The sequence below is a fragment of the Ferrovibrio xuzhouensis genome (genome assembly GCF_042648965.1).
GTDB lineage: Bacteria > Pseudomonadota > Alphaproteobacteria > Ferrovibrionales > Ferrovibrionaceae > Ferrovibrio > Ferrovibrio xuzhouensis.
Genome location: NZ_JBHRYJ010000001.1, coordinates 1056803 through 1072915, shown reverse-complemented (window position 1 = coordinate 1072915; position 16113 = coordinate 1056803). Strand labels below are relative to the sequence as shown.

Below are 16113 nucleotides of genomic sequence, written 5' to 3'. Positions count from 1 at the left end.
GATCACCAATGCGCGTTCAGGGCAAATTTCATGGCCTGGTCTTCATAGCCAAGCCAATAGAGGGGCAGGGCGACCGCGAAGCGAAGGCCGGCACCGGCGACGAAGGGGCTGCTGGCTGCTGCGACCATGGAGGCCAGAAGAAGCCAGAACCCCCAGTCGATTTCCCGCAGGCGCCGGCGCCAAGCCGAAATCGGCCGGCGCCGGACACGACGGGCAGGAAGGGCCGTCAAAGGCCCATTCCTTCCTTGACGCGGCCCATGGTCCGGCTAATGAAACCTGGGCCCTTGTTCTCCTGGTCGAGCTTCTGAGTCTGCTGTGGTCGACGCGGGTACGCCTTCCGCATAGCTTCGAAGGCAAAGAACTCTCCGCGTTCGACATACAAATCGTTCCAGTCAGTCAGCCCTTTGGCCTTCTCTTCCGGCCGGAGCGGCGGAACGATCAGATCGGCCCCGACTGCAGCCGCGGCCGCGGCTGCCTTCGTCATGCCGACATTGCCGATCGGCTTACCCTCCAGCTTGTGATCGTCGTCGGCTGCGACCGCCATGCGCGCTTGCGGATATTTCTCACGCAAGGCCTTCGTCACCAGCTCCAGATTGCCGGCGTTGAAGGCGACCACGACCGGCAGGCCCGTGAGCTTCGACAGGCTGCCACCAGTGGAATACCCCTCGCAGACAATGAGGGGACCTTTCTCCATCAGTTTCTGGTCGCCAATCACATGCATCAACCCCTGCATGCGACCACCCTTCATAAACGACTTTGTTCCGTCATCTTCGTTGATCATCTGGATGGAATGCAGGCGACCGTCTATGTCACGCATCGGCACATAGATGACCGGCAATTCTGGGTCGAACCGTAAGCCTTCAGCTTCGACCTGCTTACTGTTCAGATAGCCGCGGTTCGGCGGCGTACTGGGGCGTAGTCGAGCCTTGTCCCAAAGATCATTTGCCTGCTTTTCGACTTCAGCATGCGTCGCCTCCAGTTCCTGCCGCCGGCGTTCGCTAGTCGCGGCTGCCTGTGATTTCAGCGCAGACAGCTCTTCTGGCGTTGGCGCTGGCCCGCCGGCAACCCACATATGCGTCTGGCCAGTCTTGTAGTTGTGGATCTGGCCGTTCGGTCGGCCATCAAGGAAAGCTCGGTAGGATGCGCTTTTCGCGCCTGCTTTATCGTCCTCGAGTGGGGCTCGGTGCCAGGTGCCGTCAATCTCCGGCCGCCCTTTGAGGATGACGCCGTGCTGCTGCAGGAACGTAGCAAATTCTTCGGTCGGCGACAGGCTGTCTGCGGCTGTCGGTGCGGCCGCGCTGCGCCACTTTGAGAAGGCGGCCATGTCCACTCCCTCGCGGGCATACCAGCTCTTGTGTTGCCGATCCCAGCGTGCGCCCGCCGCCTTGGCATCATCCTTATCGGCATAGGGAACATTGAGCCAGATTTTCGACTTCTTCTGGTCAGACGCTGCTTCCTGCTGCTGCTTCTCTTCGGCCTTGTCCATTGCTTCCCCTTTCCGCTGGGCCTTCATTTCCAGCTCGATTTGCTGCCGCTTCTCCGGCTCTAGAATCCACGTGGCAATCCGATCGGCATCCCGGGCGGCCTGAAACAGGGCGTTTTTGTCTTCCTTGATGACCTTCAACCAGCTCGCGAGGTAGCTGGCATGACGCTCCGGGTAATGCCCCAGACCGAACGACCGACTTGTGATGTAGCTGGCCATCTCGGCACGCAGTTCTTCGCGGGCGTATGTTTCGGACCCGAATGGGCCGAATTGGCGATCCATGCGGCTCTTGTGGCCGGTGGCGTGCCCCAGCTCGTGGAGTGCGGTCGCAGCATACTCGTAGTCGCTCTTGAACCGCTGCGGCTCGGGCAGGTGGATGTTGTCGCGGACGGGGTCGTAAAACGCCCGATCCTGCTGGTCATGGATGAAGCCCAGCTCCGTAGGGGTCAAACTGCCGGTTATGGCATCACGCACGGTTTCATCGAGCCGGTAGAAGATGTCCGCGACCGCACCCACCGGGTTCTGATCCAGCTCGGGCGCCTTATATGGGGCCAGGCCGTCGATCTGTTCGGCGTTGAAAACCCGCGCATAGAATACTTTCGGGCGGGTCAGCTGAGATTCTTGGTGGACCTGCCGGCCGTCGTCATCGAGAACGGCATTGCCGGCGGCGTCGCGAACTGGTTGCCGCTCGGTCCATTTCCAGTATTCGACGGTCGTGCTGCGCTCGCCCTTGCGGACCTGTGCGCCGGCGGCCGTCGCCTGGTCGTAAGTCAACCAGCGGGGATCTTCGTGGCCCTGCATATCGAGCCAGATACGATTGATGCCCCGGTAGGGCTTCCCACTGGTCGGGTTGAAAGGGCCAGTCATGACCTCGCCAGCACGCCACGGCTTCTGCCAGGGGGCCGTGCCGGCTTCGATCTGGCGGGTCATTTCTTCGGCGACCTGGTCGCGCCAGGGTTTGCGATCCTGGGTCATCAGGCATCCTCCCCGACCAGATCATCGAACCGGCTGCCTTCGGCGGCCCCGGCATCGAGGGCGTCGTCGTGAAAAGCGCCCATATGGACAGCGGTGTCGGGATCGACAGCCACGATGCAGCCTGGTGCGGCTGCCCGACTGACCATGTCGGCTTCCGCCGACCGTTGCTGTTGCGGCCCCATCGGGCCGGCTAGGTCACTCACGCGCATCGCACTTCTCCTTGCTGGTTGTCGTTGGTGGGGGAGGGGATCGAGGACCGCCGCTGCAGCTCGCGGTCCTGGAAATAGAGGTATTGCCGTCCATAGATCGGCGGCTGGCCGGCAACGAAGATCAGCATGTGGCCAGGCTTCTTCCGGCCGAACCAGCCGTCACGCAGTCCGGGCAGGCTCATGCACTCGTCCGCCGTCATCAGGGGCCGGGCGACCTCGGCGATGCTGTCAGAGACGTTGCCGCTCAGCTGCCCGGGCTGACGCGATTACGACCGCTTCCGCTGGATCAGCGTCGTCTTGCCCGACATGTCGGACAGCACGCGGGCGGTTTCGATCTTGTTCGGAGCGAAGGCGATCCGGATATGGCAGTTGCTGGTGATCGACTCTTCCTTGCCGTAGCACTTCTGCAGTTGCGTCAGGTCCTGGACGATGATGAACGCCTTGAGGCCGTAGCCGGCCATATAGGCGAGGGAGTCTTCAAAAATCTCCAACTTGCCGACCGAGGTGAATTCATCGAGCATCAACAAGAGGCGATGCTTGTAATGCTTCACACTGCGGCCGCCCTCGAAATCCATCTCGGCTGTTAGCCTGGTCAGGAATTGGTTGAGCAGAATGCGGATCAGCGGCCGCAGCCGCTTGATGTCGGACGGCGGGATGACGATGTAGAGGCTTGCCGGCTGATCGGCCTGCATGAGGTCCGATATTCTGAAATCGCAGGCGGAGGTGTTCCGGGCCACAATCGGGTCGGAGTAGAGAGCAAGCGGCACGGTGGCCGAGGAATGGACGCCGCTGCGTTCCTGCGCGGCTCGCTTTTTCATCCGGCCAGCCGCCCGGCGGACTTCGGCGTTGACGACGGGGTCACCATGATCGAAGACCGTCATGTCATCGAGCAGGCTATTGAAGCTGTCGTCGTCCTTGCCGCCGTCGCCCAGTTCAAGGTTCTCAGGGTCTTCGGCACCGAGAGACATAAAGCCGTGAACATCGGCGAGGCAGGCTGACCGCCGTCCGCCGCTTTCGTGGCGAACCCGGTACAGCACATGCAGGATGGCGGCCGACATCCATTCCCAGCCGGCTTTCATCCAGAAGTCCTGCAGGCCCTTGCCCTCTGGATCGATGATCATCTGGGCGATGTTCTGGCAGTCGGCGATCTGGTAATCCGAGCCGATGCGGACCTCGGCCATGGGGTTATAGCGGGCAGACCCGCTGAGGGCGGCCGGCTCGAAGCGCAAGACCCTCTGGCCTATCTGCGTCCGCCAACCGGCCGTGAGGGCATAATTCTCGCCCTTGATGTCGAGGACCAGGCAGCTTTCTGTCCACGACAGCAGCGTCGGGACGACCAGGCTGACGCCTTTGCCGGAACGGGTGGGGGCAAAGGCCATGACATGCTCAGGTCCGTCATGTCGAAGCACCTTTACGCGGATTGAGCCCTTCCAACCGCCGACCACAACGCCGACGCTGCCCATCAGGGCAGCACGGCGCACGTCCGACTTCTTGGCCCATCGGGCCGATCCATGGGTGTTCCGAGCATCGGCGCTGCCTGAAACAGTCCGCGTGCCGATCCGGTTGACGATCATCGTGATAGCTGCGGCGACGATGAACGCCGAAATGCCGGTCCAGTAGACCGGATACAGCAGCTCGTCCGGCAGGCCGCCCGTTACTTTGGCAGTCTGCAGCAGCCAGCCCCACCAGCGACCATCCTGGGCATTGAAGCCGACCGCCCAGTGCCACTGCAGAAGGATGGCGCCGAGCATCGACGCGGCTATTGCCGGGAGGAAGAGAAGGCGCAGTCCGAACATATTGCGTGCTCCTGTCGTCACTCAGCCAATTTCAGGACCGGTGCGCTGTCTCGCAGCACATACCTGTCCCGCTTCGGCTCGTAGATGTCGGTGATACGGCGCCAGCCATCGCGGTGGCGCTTGATCTGGACAACCACGTCGACCAGTTCGCATAGGTATTCCGGCACCTTCGGCATGACGGCGCCGGACCAGGCGATATTCTGGTCGAACTTCCGGTTGATGGCCTGCTCGGGGCTGTCGGCGTGGATGCTGCACATAAAGCCGGGCATGCCGGCATTCAGGACAGCCAGGGCGGCGAAAGCGTTCTGCGTCGAGATTTCCCCGAAGATCGGCCGATCCGGTGTGGCGCGCATCAAGTGGTCGTAGAGCTGGCGCCAGTCCAGCATGCCGGCGCCAGTGCCGGCCTCGCGCGCTGCGATCAACGGCACCCCGTCCCAGAAGCGTTCCAGCTTCAGTTCTGGGGTGTCTTCGATGCCGACGACCCTGCAGTCCGCGGGCACCCACTCCAGCATCATGTTGAGCAGGGTCGTTTTGCCGGTGTTGGTCGCACCCGAGACGATGATGTTGAGGTCTCGATCGACGGCATCTTTTAGGTAGTCGCGGATGACCGGCGACACGCCGATCTGTTCCCAGCTCGGCGTAAACGGGTGCTTGCAGCGGATCGCAAGCGACACTCCAGTTTGCACCGATGGTCCGACCAGACACTCGAAACGGTGGCCGTCCGGCAAGATGCAGGACAGCTTGGGGTGCTCGTCAGGATCGAACTTCAGGCCGCGGTAGTTGGCCAGGCCCTTACAGATCGTCTCGAGCTCTGCAAGAGTGAGGGATGGCGCTTCTTCTTGTCGCTTCCCCACACCCCGACGGTCCGCGGTGACGACACCAGGCCGGACCATTCTGATCTCGACCGTGTTGTCGTTCGAGTAATGCTGCGACAGCGGCCCTAGCAGCCGTCGCAGCATTACATCCGTGCCTGTCGACACTGCACCCATGCCGGTTCTCAATACGGGCAGGGCGGCACAGACAGGGTCTGCCACGGGCCGGGAGGTGGATCACCGATAGTGCCGGAGACTTCCTCGATGCCGGTCGACCGCGAGTTGGTCGAGTAGTAGTTCCAGGCATGCATGAAGTTGCATGTGGTCGAAACCGTTTCTCCGGTCTCGGTGTTTTTGACGATGAATTTCTGTACATCGTCTTGCAGCCAGAACTGGCCGTATCTTTTGTAGCAAATGTCGTTCTCACTACCATAGCAACCAGACGCGATGACTCCCCAATACATGCCGGAGTTGACCCTGCGAGTATCGGTCAAGGTCTTCACGCAGACATCGACCGGCCCAACGGTGGCGCCGGTGCCTATCTTTTTGTCGTATTCGGTCTCATCCGGCCGCGAGTAGACTTCGACCTTGTCCGTTTCCCGATACGCGTTGCAGCCGTTGTAGCTTGAGGCGCCATTTGGCTGGTCGACGGTTTTGACCAGCTGGTAAGGCATCTGGGTTTCGCCTGGCAGAACTTCACTGGTCTTGATGTTGTACCGGCCGGAATCGGTGTCGATATAGACGGTAGTCAGCGCATATGAGAAAAGCTGCGCGTCATGGTTTTGCCAGCCTGTGATCTCGACGTGCTGCATATAGGTCGTCGTCGAGTTCTGGCAGGAAGTGATGTACTTGCGCTGACCGCCATCCACGAAGAAATAGCGCTCCTGCCCATAGGAGACGCCGGCCGAGATATCGTGCAGCCAGTTCGCCGGATCGTTGCATCCGTCCGTCGTCACCTGGACAGCGAGCGTCGAGGTGTCCGGCGTGCAGTCGGTGATGAATTGGCTGAGGCTGTTTACCGTGATCTGGATACGGCTCTGCAGGGCAACGGTTTTGGCGTTCTGGTCGACGACGGGATTGCAGACATAGGCGCCGCTGCTATCCGTGTAGATCTTCGACTGGGGGTAGACAGTGCCATTATCGGTGCAGCCACCGGCCTGGTAGGTCACGCCATCGAGCGTGTAGGTATAGGTGCCCTGTTGGTAGCTCTTGCCGGCAGTGAAGTCGTGCCGGATCGAGCAACTGTCTGTCGTGGCGACAAGCGGAACGGCGGATTTTGTTTCCGAGGCATCGCACCCCCGTACCTGCACCTCGGTGTTGCTGTCGTTTGCATAGATCAATGCCGAGCGCGGCGTTGCCGTTTTCTGGTCGTAGTCTAGGGCGACTGTGCAGGTGTCGAATTTTTCGACAATGGCAAAGACCTTGTCGGCGTCCGGCGTGCAATCCGAGATTTCCTGAGTCGCGCCGCCGGCGTCGATATAGAACAACTTGTACTGAGCCGTGGCAGTGCGGTTGTCCAAATCGACCTTATCGGTGCAGACCGAATAGCTCTTCTGCAGCGGAAAGGTCTGGCTGGAATCCGAACAGCCGGATTCCGACTCCACCGCACCGCCCTTGCTGGTGATCGTCTTGTTCTGCTGGATCGCCTTGAGCTGAGCGACATCAATGCGAATCGGACAGCCATCTGTCGACACCTGGACGGATTCGGCGGCCGCCGGCGCAACCTGGATCGCCGAGGGCGTTTGATACCCGGCGGCGATATCATTGCCTTGAGTCGACTGGCCGCCTTGTTGAGCGCCGGCGCTTTGCTTGACCTCGACCGGCTGCTCCTGTTCCTTTTTCTCGGCCGGAGCAGCGGCAAGCTTCTCAAGGGCAGCTTTCAGCTGCGGACGATCGCCGTTGATCACGACATCGGCCGCAGGATCAAGCTGAGGCTTGGTCAGGTCGAATTGCGCGGTGAAATCCGACGAGTTGAGGGTTTCCTGTCGACCATTCTTCTCCACACCCGTGAGGACGATCTGGCCGATGTTGCGGCCCTGGACGGTCACATACCTGGTATAGGCCTTGGCGGTGACGCCCTCGGTCAGGGATTTCTCAATACCGGGAACGTTGACGAGGCCGAGGTCAATTGCCCGCGGCTCGTTCAGTGGGACATCGACCGCCGTGCGCGACTTCGTCAGGATCGCGACTTTCTCCGCTAGGTCAGCGGTGCTGCCCTCAGCGGTAGATGTCGGCTTACTGCCGGCGGCCGTCTGGGCCGGCGTTGATGGCGACACGGAGATGCCGGCGGCGCCGGCGACAAAGGCAATGACGGCAAGAAGCCGCTTCAAACGGTGCAACATTTTACTTCCCTCCTTTGGGTTTGTCGGGTTTGCTGCTGTCAGCAACGGCCGTCGCCGGCCCGTCCTCGATGCGGCGGATGTACCAGTCCTGCGTCGGACGTATCTGGACGCGCATGCCCTGCCGCAATGTGATGATCGGAACGAGGTTGATGGTGCGCTCGAGGTCATTGGCGGAAATTTCGCCGAATTTCTGACTGAGCTCCTGGGCGCCCTTGTCGGCGATCGCCGCCGTCGTGCTGCCCGTGGTCGTGGTGCTGGTCGTGGTGGTGCTGGTCTGGGTGCCGGCGGCTGATCCCAGGCGGACGGCGGCCGAGATACCGGCCAGGACGAATGCCGTGCCGTACCGCTCCCAGAACCGATTATCGACATCGCCGGTAATGCCGCCGCGGCCCTGGGCGTCGGCAACCGGGGTGGTCAACTGCAGGATTTCTGCCCGGTAGCCGGCCATCAGAATGCGGGTGCAGTTGAACGCCAGCCGCGTCTCCCCCTGCTTCCGCGGACTGGAATAGTCGCAGATCAGCCGGGACCCTTTCGGCACCAGGACATTCCGGTTGTGATACCCGAAGGCATCCCGGCTGACCTGGATGATGACTGAGCCACCTTGCTGGCTGCTGATCTGGCTGTTTACGCCGACCTCGACGATGCCGCTGATATAACGGTCAGCGTTGAATATCCGGCTGTCGTCGACCGGCAGGCCGGAAGTCCGGCCTTCAGCCAGGTAGCGCTCCTGGATAGAGAGAGACGGCAGGCCAAGCGGAACCGAGCCAGGCGGCACCAGGCTGGCGACTTGTTTACCGCCGCCCTGGTCGTCCGGAACCTGCCCTGTCGTCCATTCTGGCGCCGTCCAGAGGCCACGAGCCTGACCGCGCTGCGCCAGGGCTACCTGCAGAGCTAGCCGGTAGGGGTTTGGCTTGGGCGGCTCCGGCGGCGGCGGGGGGACTGGTGGTGGTGGTGGAGGAGGAGTTGGGGCGACTGACTTCTCAATGATGATCGGCGGCATCGCCGGCGGCGGTTCCGGTCTCTGGGCTTTGAAAGCCCAAACGTCCCTGTCGTCGGCCGGCAACACAGGCGTGACGGCCGGACCTCTGTCAGTACAGAGGCCGCCGAAGGTGAGATTCAGCGCCAGAAGAACGTCGCAGATTGCGCTCACCCCTGGCCCCCGTACTGGATGCACAGGTAGCTTTTGCCGGATTTTAGCGAGATGAGGCGCTGCGTGCTCTCGATGACGAACGTGGTGCCCTGGACGCGGGTATTGACCACTTCGTCAATGCCGTCGACCACCACGTAGGCGGTCGGTAGCTCGATGGACTTGAACTTGTCACCAAACCGCACATAGGTGAAATAGTCGTCGCGGAACACGGTTTCCGGCTTCAGATCATCGCCGTTACCCCAGAGCTTGTACTGCCCCCACCCCCGGAGCTTGTCGGGGTCGAACGGCTTTGATGCGACGAAATCGCCCTTGCCCGCGGTGCCAGGCTGTGCCGAAGTCGACGATGCAGCGCCCGCGGCTGCCCGGGCTTCGGCCATTGCCGCCAGCGACAGAGCAGGATTGGCGCCGGCAGCCGAGGTTTTATCGCCACCGGCCGGGTGGCCGCTGTCCTTGCCTGCAGTACCGGCCGGAAAGTCATCGAGCGCACCGGCGTTGTCGACGCGGACGGCCCCTTCAATGACGAAACGCAGGTCCGGGACGTTTTTGCTGTTGTAGCCCTCAGCTCGTAGATACAGCGGGTAGATATTGCCAGATTTGCCGTAGACGACCAGGTTGGAGTCAATGCCATAGCCGCCGATCGGCTTCACGGCCAGACGATTGTCCCCGCGCTGCTTGACCTCGAAGGACTGCGGATCACCGTTGTCATAGGCCGAAATCTTCTCGCCCCGCGGGAGCTCAATCACAGTCACCATGAATTCCCGCAGGCGAACCTTGTACGAGCAGTTGTCGCAAAGTTCGGACTGGTGCGTGCCGGCAGTCGGCGGGGCCTTGTCCCAGGCTTCCTGCACCTGGCCGCCGAAGGCGCCGCGCTTCATCTCTGTGAAGTTTCCATTTGCCTGCTGCGTAGCTTGCCGGACGGTCGAATCCGGCACCGGAACGGCCGTCACCGGGATCTGTGGCGAGGCCGGTAAGGGTGGCGCCTGGTTGGCGGCACCGAGCGTTCGCGGCTGGATGGCAGTTTGCCCGATGGCGAGGCCCGGCTGCATGATTGCCGCAACCGCGGCCGCGAGGATGATGCTGGCATGACGGCGCGGCCGGTCAGCGCCCATGAGCTGCTGCAGGCGGATCATGAATTTGCCCTTTCTTTCAGAACGAGGTCGAGAACGGTCACGCCGAGGGCGTTTTCGTATTTGTCGGCCGGATGCGCCTCGTGTGGGCGCGTGGTCAGGTTGAGGTAGGCCCGAACCTTCTTTTGCTCGACTACGGTGCCGTTGCGATTGTCGGTTTGGACAAAATCGACGGCATATTTGTAGACACGGCCGCTGACCTCGAGGCGGTTGGCAGACTCCACCGTGATCGAACGGACAAGGCCGCTTTTGATGCCGTCTTCAATTTCGCTCTTGTGCTCGCGAACGAATTTCTTCCAGTAATTTGCATCGGTCATCCGCATGACAGTGCGGCGCCGCATTTCCTGGGTAATTGGGTCGATTTCAAGAAGATCGCGCACGTACTGCTTGGCAGCACTTTCCACCACCAGATCGAAGCCGTCGGTCCGCTGGGTCAGCGGTTCAATCCGGTAGACCTTGTCGTCATTGGAATTGACGCGCACCAGGGCAATCTCGGTCGTCTTCAACGGCAGCATCGTGGAGATGGCGTTGCCGAGGACGACACAGAGAATCGTCAAGGCCACGTTTCCGCCGGCCGACAGTCGAAGCATCCATGCAAGGCGGCGATGGCTGACGGCGAAGCTGTACGGATCGGCCGCCAGGATCGCGGCATGCGGCCCGGGCTCGGGAGCTGGTGGCTTCTTAGCCAGGCGCGCTGCCCGGGCCGCTTTGGACTTGGCGGCGAGGTCAGTCAGGAAACCCATTTGTAGCCCCGGCTGTTGAAGTCTATCTGCTGGCAGGCGCAGGGGCTTTTCAGCATCAGGTCCGAACCCTCCCCGCTATTGTCGGGCAACTCGACATTCCGCTGCGTGCAGCCAGTTACCCAGACAAGAATCAGGCCGACGACGCAGATCCATGTGATGGTCCACAGCACCAGGCGGCGCAGGATCACCCACGACATGCGGGGTGACACGCCCGCGGCTGGGGTTGGGGCGGTGGCTGCGGGGATTTCGGCGGCCTGGGCCGCGGCTTCTTCGATTTGCGACATGATTTTTCCTTTCTGCCGTTACTTCTTGCCTGGTCCGTCCAGCTTCATGGCTTTGCGAACCAGTTCTTCGCTGCGCTCGGCTATCGTTCCCATTGTGGCTCTACCGAATCCGGCGCCGATGGCTCGCAGAGGGGCTGTGGATGGCGCTAGGAGCATGCCTGCGCCGCGGCGGGCATAGGTGGCCGCCGCCAGGGCTGTGCCTGCGGCGCCGGCCGTAAGGATGCCAGCGGCAGTATTCGTGAGCGACGAACCCGTGATGGAATTGGCTATGCCTGTGGCCTCGGTCATGAATGCCGTGCCCATCCAGCCGAGGGTCAGCGCCAGCAGAAACGTCTCGTTGCTGAGGGAGGTGAGGTTCCGAAGTTCGTCTGGGCTGATAGGCTTGGTGATTCCAAGGCGGGTAACGCCGTAAAGCATGATGCCGAGCGCCAGGGTGGCGCCGAACAGCACCATGAAGGCCGACAGCATGGTGCGAATACCTGCGTATGCCATTGGCCGGCCCCAGCCGAAGCCGTAGCCGAACATCATGAAAGGGCTGAGCGTCGCCAGGACCGTGATGCGGAAGATCGCGACGACAACCTGACTAAAATAGCTGATCAGCACGAGAACGAAGGGTAAGGCCAGGAGAACGGCATACAGTATGGGGCCGGGATTGCTCCACCCGGCCGATCTGAATAGCGCCTCTGCTGTCCCGAAGATCGCCCAGACGCCCTGCTCAGCTGCAGAAACCAGCGCTTCCATGCCGGCACCAACCGTGTTGGTTGCAGCAGCTACATTCTGATCCTTGTTGGACGAGTTGAGAGCAATGGCTGCGGCTGCGCCCATCGTCTTGAGGCAAGCCAGGAAGATCATATTGACCAGCCTTGGTCCGGCACCGGTCAGCATGAACCAGGCGATGATGACGAAGATGAATTCCTTCGCCACATCCATAATGGTGGCGAGAATCAGGATCAGTCGGTATCCTTGAAAAATGATCCAGATGCCAATTAGGGCGAGGTAAATAAGCTGCATGGGACCGATCAGCGCTGCACTTAAATCCTGCGTGAAGCCGTTCGACAGATCGATGTATGTGGCTACGATTTTGCAGGCATGGCAGACGTGTTCTTCTTCACCACTGTCCATAGTGGTTTACCTCCTGCTTGTTCTTGTGGCTGCACCAGCTCACGCGGAGTGGGACACTGGAAACACAGGAACTGGCTGGTATCAGACCCCGGGGCCGCGCAATTTCTTCGACGTCAAGCGAGCGCAGACGTTCTGGAGCGAGCTGAGGACTCGCGTACAGCTGGATGCCTATATCGCTAAGAATTGTCCGAAGGGCGGCCCATACGACGCGTGGAAGCAGGACTATAACGACGACCATGCCAAGGCGATGGGCGCGGTGAAGTCTGATCCAAATGCCGCCAAGATCATGGCTTGCCATGACCTTCAGGTGGCCATCTACGTCTGGAGAAACTTGTACGTGAAGATCGTGAAGGTTCCTGATGTCGTGCGCGTTCGCTTCAACCACGCAGAAGAAGGTGGGCAGTATTGCCGCGCACTTGCTTCCTGGAACTTCGTTACACATAAATGCAACGATCTCCCAGACTGGCGTACCGCTGGTGGCGTCAAGGATGAAGAAGATTTCATAGCTCGCCAAGAAACGCACGCGAGGAAGGCAAAGACAAATTAGTTGCCTCACTTGTCATCCCCCTTCGCCAGAGTGCTGCCAGGCGGCAATGCCGTGAGCGCAAACCAGCTAGACTGAACCTTGAGAAGCTGAGCGAGGATCTGTGTCTGTAGGGCTGCGGAGCGCGCATGTAGCACCGATCCCTGAGCGATAACGGCAAGCCTCTCGTTATCGCTTACTGCCGCTTTGGCGGCCGCGTCGAGCTCGTCGGCCGATTGCCCAAGGCGATCCGCCTCTTTCACATCGATATCGCCTTGGCCGATAGCCTTGCTGGCAACGTCGACGGCCATGTTCTGGCGACGCTTCTCAATGGCGTTCGTCGCCGCCACCTGGTCTTCCCAAGGCTTCTTCGCGATCTTGTCCGGATCGAGCCAAAGGCTCTTTCGGTAGGCGTCGCCGGCGGCGCAGATCGACCCGAAAGTGGCATCGTCATACTCGACATCGGGCATGAGCTTCTGCAGGTCCGGCGCCAAGCACTGCGCGTCTTGCCGAAGCCGGCTCGCCAGCCGATCCATATTGACCATCGGTACTGATATCTGGCCGGCCCGGCCGAGAGCATTCAGCTGGTCGTTGAGAAGGCCATTAGCTTTCTGCAGTTCCGCGAGTTGCTGTTTCAAGGCGTTGATTTGGTCGACCAGCTTGCCGATCGCAGCCTGGTCAATAACCTGGTCGAGAGCTTGGGCGGGCCGTGCGACTGCCAGGGCGACATAGAGGATTGCGGCAGTAGCCGCCGCTAAGCGCCTGGGCACACCTTTCACAGATGTTCTTGCCATAGTGGCCCCCAGAGACGCTTTAGTTCGGCCAGATGCGCGTTTGCAGCAGTACCGGCGCGGTAATAGCGCAGCGCATCCCCCAGGAATGACAGGCTCACATCGACGATGGCGCTTTCGTCGAACCCGGTAGCGGCGTCGCGTTTGACGATTAACACGCGCCGTTCCCCTTCCTTGCGGTCGCCGGCGCCGAGGATGAAAGCGATTTGCTCGTCGTTCAGATTGAAGCGCTCAAGGCCAGCCTTGCTGGCTTGGCTGTTCGGAAGGAAGATAAACGTGGTGGTGTTTTCGAGGACGGCGTCCCCAATACCCGAGGAAAAGAGAGCCTGCGGGTCTTGAAACGCCAGCCCGACCAGGCCGTCGAGTTTGCGATACTCGCGATACATCTCCATCATCAGGAGCTTGAAGCCCTCGTTCCGGCTGAGCTTGGCGGCTTCGTCGATGAAGATGCCAAAGCCTTTGGAGTTCTGAGCAGCGGACTGGCCGATGCCAGCCGAGATGTGGGAGACGACAGGCGGGCCAATATCTGAGTCGTCAAGTGCCTCGTTCATATTGATGCCAACCATGTGAGAAGCGGCCAGAACGCTTCCCAGCGTGTCGCTAGGTGCGTTCATCAGATGCGAGCGGATGCCTTTAACTCCCTTGCCATCGACCACCCATGGCGCGAAGGCGCGACGAAGGGCTGTTTTGCGCCCGAACGCAAACTCAAAGATGGCGTTCAAGGTCCGCTCAGGCGGGTCGAGCCTGAATGCCAGTTCTATGGCATGGTTGAAGACGGCATCATCATCCGCAGACCGCTCGTAATCCCCAGCCATGGATCTGAGGACATGATTGATGCGTTGCCGGTTCTTCGGAGTGTCCGCTCCAACGTCGAGCGGGTTCATCTGCAGCTCGTCATAACCCATATAGAGGCCGCCCATGCTTTCAATCATGAAGCGGGAGCCTTCCTTGGAATCGAACAGGTAGCTCCTGACCCCGGAGAACTTGGCAAGGCCACCAAAGAGATGGTCCACAACAGTGGACTTGCCGGCGCCAGTGGGTGCGCAAACAAAGAAGTTCCCCGGGGACTGCGGCCTGGTGGAGACGTGGAACTGGAAGGCATAGGCTTGCCCAGACGGCGTTCTGAAGAACCGAACCGGTCGAGGCCCGAACGGTCCCTCGAGCATGCCTGTCGAGCTGTGATGGAGCGGCCAGACGGCAGTGATATTCTGATCGCGCAGCGTCAAAGGGCGCTGCAGCTGCGTGGTGTTGATGACCCGCCGGCGTGGTAATTTCGGGACCCGCGCAAACCATGCTGTTGCCGCGCCATGCGTTTCGACGGAATGCACAACCTGCCGACGCCCCAATGCCTCGCAAACGTCGGCGACGAGCCGGGTCAGGTCGGCTTCGTTATCTGCACGACAGACGACTTGAAGCTGCGCGTAGAAGATTGTCGTGTCGCCCTTCGTAAGGAGCTGGATCATGGCTTCGCACTCGGCGAGCATTTCCGAGTTACCAAAGATGGCCGACTCCAACTCTCGCTTACGACGCGCGAGCTGCAGCAGAGCGCCGTCCCGGTCCCATGGCTCGCAAATCTGGCACACCTCGAGGTCGCCGCGGATGGCGAGAATGTCTGCCAGGATCAGACCGCGGACATTCTCTGGCCATTCCCTGACGGCGATAATTCGATGGAGCTTCTTCGCCGGCACGTGCATCGTGATTACGCCATCGAGCGCGAAATCTGGGTCGGCACCGGGCAGAGTGCCCGACAGGCTGGTGGAGATCGCCGGCAGATCGGCGCGAAGCTCGCCGCTGACCAGGTAATTGAGAAAGCCGGTCAGTTCGCAAGATTGGCCGGGTTCTGCCGCTTTGGAGACGATGCGGGGTCGATAGTCCGAGATGGAGTCCCTGACCTTGCTGCAACCCTCCACCAGGGCCTGCAGGCGCCGGCCGCCGATGACCAGATACCAGTCGACGTAATAGCTCGACTGGAACGCCCTTCTCTCTGCCTCACCGATCTCGGTCAGGCCACGCGACGGCCACTCCGCCTGGAATGAAATGTCTCGCAGACGCTTCACGCCGAAATACCAGGTCGTGAGTCCCAGAGAGCCGAGCTGGTTCTGCAATTTCGCCCGCGCCTGCAGCATGGCGTCCTGTTGATCCTGGATCTTCGCGTCGTAGCTGACGCCACGAAGATGGATCACGCGAAACAGACCGCCATCCTTGAGGCGAACAGTCTGCCCATCCGCCGGGTCTATCCGGTCGAGCTCGAGTTCGCCGGCGAGCCAATCCCGCCCCACACTGCCAAACGGACTGCTCTCGGCCGCAGGCACCACAACGGCGCCGCCGGCCAGCGCCGCCAAGCCTGTCGTTACGACTTCGACCCACATCAATGGATCTCCGTCGATTTGAATAGGCCGCCGGTCGTGTCAGTGCTGAGGCGAGCCTGTCTCCGCTTCCGGACGGGATATGGCATGCCGGCCACCAGCTGCGTCCGCTTCGCACTCCAGCGGCCGTTACAACCCCAGAAGCGAAGTGCTGCGAACAGGACGCTGCCAAAGTGTCCATCGGCCTGTTGACGCCGCCAGAGCTTCCACCACAGCCAGGCAAACGACAGGATAAAGGCAGGCAGAGCTAGAGGCAAAAGGCCGACGTACACAAAGAGCAGCATCACCATGCCGGCGGCGCACGCAGTGCCGATCAGCAACGCTGGTGGAAGACCCAGCATCGTGAGCGGGCGCTGCATGCCAGTGAAGACGACGCTTTCGGCTTTCATG

The 16113-nt window shown here is 61.0% G+C and carries 14 protein-coding genes and 1 pseudogene; 1 reads left to right on the top strand and 14 read right to left on the bottom strand.

From position 1 onward, the window contains the following. Window positions 1-2: 2 nt before the first annotated feature. From ACFOOQ_RS05250 to ACFOOQ_RS05200, 11 genes and pseudogenes are all read right to left on the bottom strand, one after another. Window positions 3-230, bottom strand: a complete 228-nt coding sequence (locus ACFOOQ_RS05250; RefSeq protein WP_379722565.1) for a hypothetical protein — start codon at window positions 228-230, stop codon at window positions 3-5. Continuing rightward, window positions 227-2458 (bottom strand): zincin-like metallopeptidase domain-containing protein, encoded by a 2232-nt coding sequence (locus ACFOOQ_RS05245; RefSeq protein ID WP_379722562.1) that lies wholly within the window; start codon window positions 2456-2458, stop codon window positions 227-229. Before ACFOOQ_RS05245 ends, ACFOOQ_RS05250 begins: the two co-directional genes overlap by 4 nt. Beyond that, a complete protein-coding gene (locus ACFOOQ_RS05240) occupies window positions 2458-2661 on the bottom strand; it encodes a hypothetical protein (RefSeq protein ID WP_379722559.1) in 204 nt (67 codons plus the stop codon). Before ACFOOQ_RS05240 ends, ACFOOQ_RS05245 begins: the two co-directional genes overlap by 1 nt. Continuing rightward, window positions 2658-4241: pseudogene (locus tag ACFOOQ_RS05235) on the bottom strand (type IV secretory system conjugative DNA transfer family protein). The gene ACFOOQ_RS05240 and the pseudogene ACFOOQ_RS05235 overlap by 4 nt, the downstream one beginning before the upstream one ends. 239 nt (window positions 4242-4480) lie before the next feature. Then, the gene (locus ACFOOQ_RS05230) at window positions 4481-5452 is read right to left on the bottom strand and encodes an ATPase, T2SS/T4P/T4SS family (protein ID WP_379722556.1); all 972 of its coding nucleotides are present in this window, start codon (window positions 5450-5452) and stop codon (window positions 4481-4483) included. Window positions 5453-5460: 8 nt separating this feature from the next. Next, entirely contained in the window at window positions 5461-7617 is a 2157-nt protein-coding gene (locus tag ACFOOQ_RS05225) for a hypothetical protein (RefSeq protein WP_379722553.1), read from the bottom strand. A 1-nt stretch (window position 7618) separates the two neighbouring features. Beyond that, on the bottom strand, window positions 7619-8767 hold the full coding sequence (locus ACFOOQ_RS05220; protein ID WP_379722550.1) for a TrbI/VirB10 family protein: 1149 nt from the start codon (window positions 8765-8767) through the stop codon (window positions 7619-7621). Further along, the gene (locus ACFOOQ_RS05215) at window positions 8764-9897 is read right to left on the bottom strand and encodes a TrbG/VirB9 family P-type conjugative transfer protein (RefSeq protein WP_379722547.1); all 1134 of its coding nucleotides are present in this window, start codon (window positions 9895-9897) and stop codon (window positions 8764-8766) included. The genes ACFOOQ_RS05220 and ACFOOQ_RS05215 overlap by 4 nt, the downstream gene beginning before the upstream one ends. Continuing rightward, window positions 9894-10637, bottom strand: coding sequence for a VirB8/TrbF family protein (locus tag ACFOOQ_RS05210; RefSeq protein ID WP_379722544.1), 744 nt, complete (start codon window positions 10635-10637; stop codon window positions 9894-9896). The genes ACFOOQ_RS05215 and ACFOOQ_RS05210 overlap by 4 nt, the downstream gene beginning before the upstream one ends. After that, on the bottom strand, window positions 10625-10921 hold the full coding sequence (locus tag ACFOOQ_RS05205; RefSeq protein WP_379722541.1) for a hypothetical protein: 297 nt from the start codon (window positions 10919-10921) through the stop codon (window positions 10625-10627). Before ACFOOQ_RS05205 ends, ACFOOQ_RS05210 begins: the two co-directional genes overlap by 13 nt. Window positions 10922-10939: 18 nt before the next feature. Next, window positions 10940-12043, bottom strand: coding sequence for a hypothetical protein (locus ACFOOQ_RS05200; protein ID WP_379722538.1), 1104 nt, complete (start codon window positions 12041-12043; stop codon window positions 10940-10942). Between the two features lies 1 nt (window position 12044). Here ACFOOQ_RS05200 and ACFOOQ_RS05195 point away from each other — a divergent pair, with 1 nt between their 5' ends. Further along, a complete protein-coding gene (locus ACFOOQ_RS05195) occupies window positions 12045-12590 on the top strand; it encodes a hypothetical protein (protein WP_379722535.1) in 546 nt (181 codons plus the stop codon). Window positions 12591-12595: 5 nt separating this feature from the next. Here ACFOOQ_RS05195 and ACFOOQ_RS05190 read toward each other — a convergent pair whose 3' ends face one another. From ACFOOQ_RS05190 to ACFOOQ_RS05180, 3 genes are read right to left on the bottom strand one after another with little or no spacing between them, the layout of a single operon-like run. Next, window positions 12596-13360 (bottom strand): hypothetical protein, encoded by a 765-nt coding sequence (locus ACFOOQ_RS05190; RefSeq protein WP_379722532.1) that lies wholly within the window; start codon window positions 13358-13360, stop codon window positions 12596-12598. Beyond that, window positions 13342-15726, bottom strand: a complete 2385-nt coding sequence (locus ACFOOQ_RS05185) for a VirB4 family type IV secretion system protein (protein ID WP_379722529.1) — start codon at window positions 15724-15726, stop codon at window positions 13342-13344. The genes ACFOOQ_RS05190 and ACFOOQ_RS05185 overlap by 19 nt, the downstream gene beginning before the upstream one ends. Continuing rightward, window positions 15726-16112: a hypothetical protein gene (locus ACFOOQ_RS05180; protein WP_379722526.1), complete on the bottom strand. Its 387-nt coding sequence runs from the start codon at window positions 16110-16112 to the stop codon at window positions 15726-15728. Before ACFOOQ_RS05180 ends, ACFOOQ_RS05185 begins: the two co-directional genes overlap by 1 nt. Window position 16113 lies beyond the last annotated feature (1 nt).

Coding starts and splice junctions, on each gene's coding strand:
- ACFOOQ_RS05245 (WP_379722562.1), bottom strand. CDS start 2,458: ATGACCCAGGATCGCAAACCCTGGCGCGACCAGGTCGCCGAAGAAATG.
- ACFOOQ_RS05230 (WP_379722556.1), bottom strand. CDS start 5,452: ATGGGTGCAGTGTCGACAGGCACGGATGTAATGCTGCGACGGCTGCTA.
- ACFOOQ_RS05225 (WP_379722553.1), bottom strand. CDS start 7,617: ATGTTGCACCGTTTGAAGCGGCTTCTTGCCGTCATTGCCTTTGTCGCC.
- ACFOOQ_RS05215 (WP_379722547.1), bottom strand. CDS start 9,897: ATGATCCGCCTGCAGCAGCTCATGGGCGCTGACCGGCCGCGCCGTCAT.
- ACFOOQ_RS05210 (WP_379722544.1), bottom strand. CDS start 10,637: ATGGGTTTCCTGACTGACCTCGCCGCCAAGTCCAAAGCGGCCCGGGCA.
- ACFOOQ_RS05205 (WP_379722541.1), bottom strand. CDS start 10,921: ATGTCGCAAATCGAAGAAGCCGCGGCCCAGGCCGCCGAAATCCCCGCA.
- ACFOOQ_RS05200 (WP_379722538.1), bottom strand. CDS start 12,043: ATGGACAGTGGTGAAGAAGAACACGTCTGCCATGCCTGCAAAATCGTA.
- ACFOOQ_RS05190 (WP_379722532.1), bottom strand. CDS start 13,360: ATGGCAAGAACATCTGTGAAAGGTGTGCCCAGGCGCTTAGCGGCGGCT.
- ACFOOQ_RS05185 (WP_379722529.1), bottom strand. CDS start 15,726: ATGTGGGTCGAAGTCGTAACGACAGGCTTGGCGGCGCTGGCCGGCGGC.
- ACFOOQ_RS05180 (WP_379722526.1), bottom strand. CDS start 16,112: ATGAAAGCCGAAAGCGTCGTCTTCACTGGCATGCAGCGCCCGCTCACG.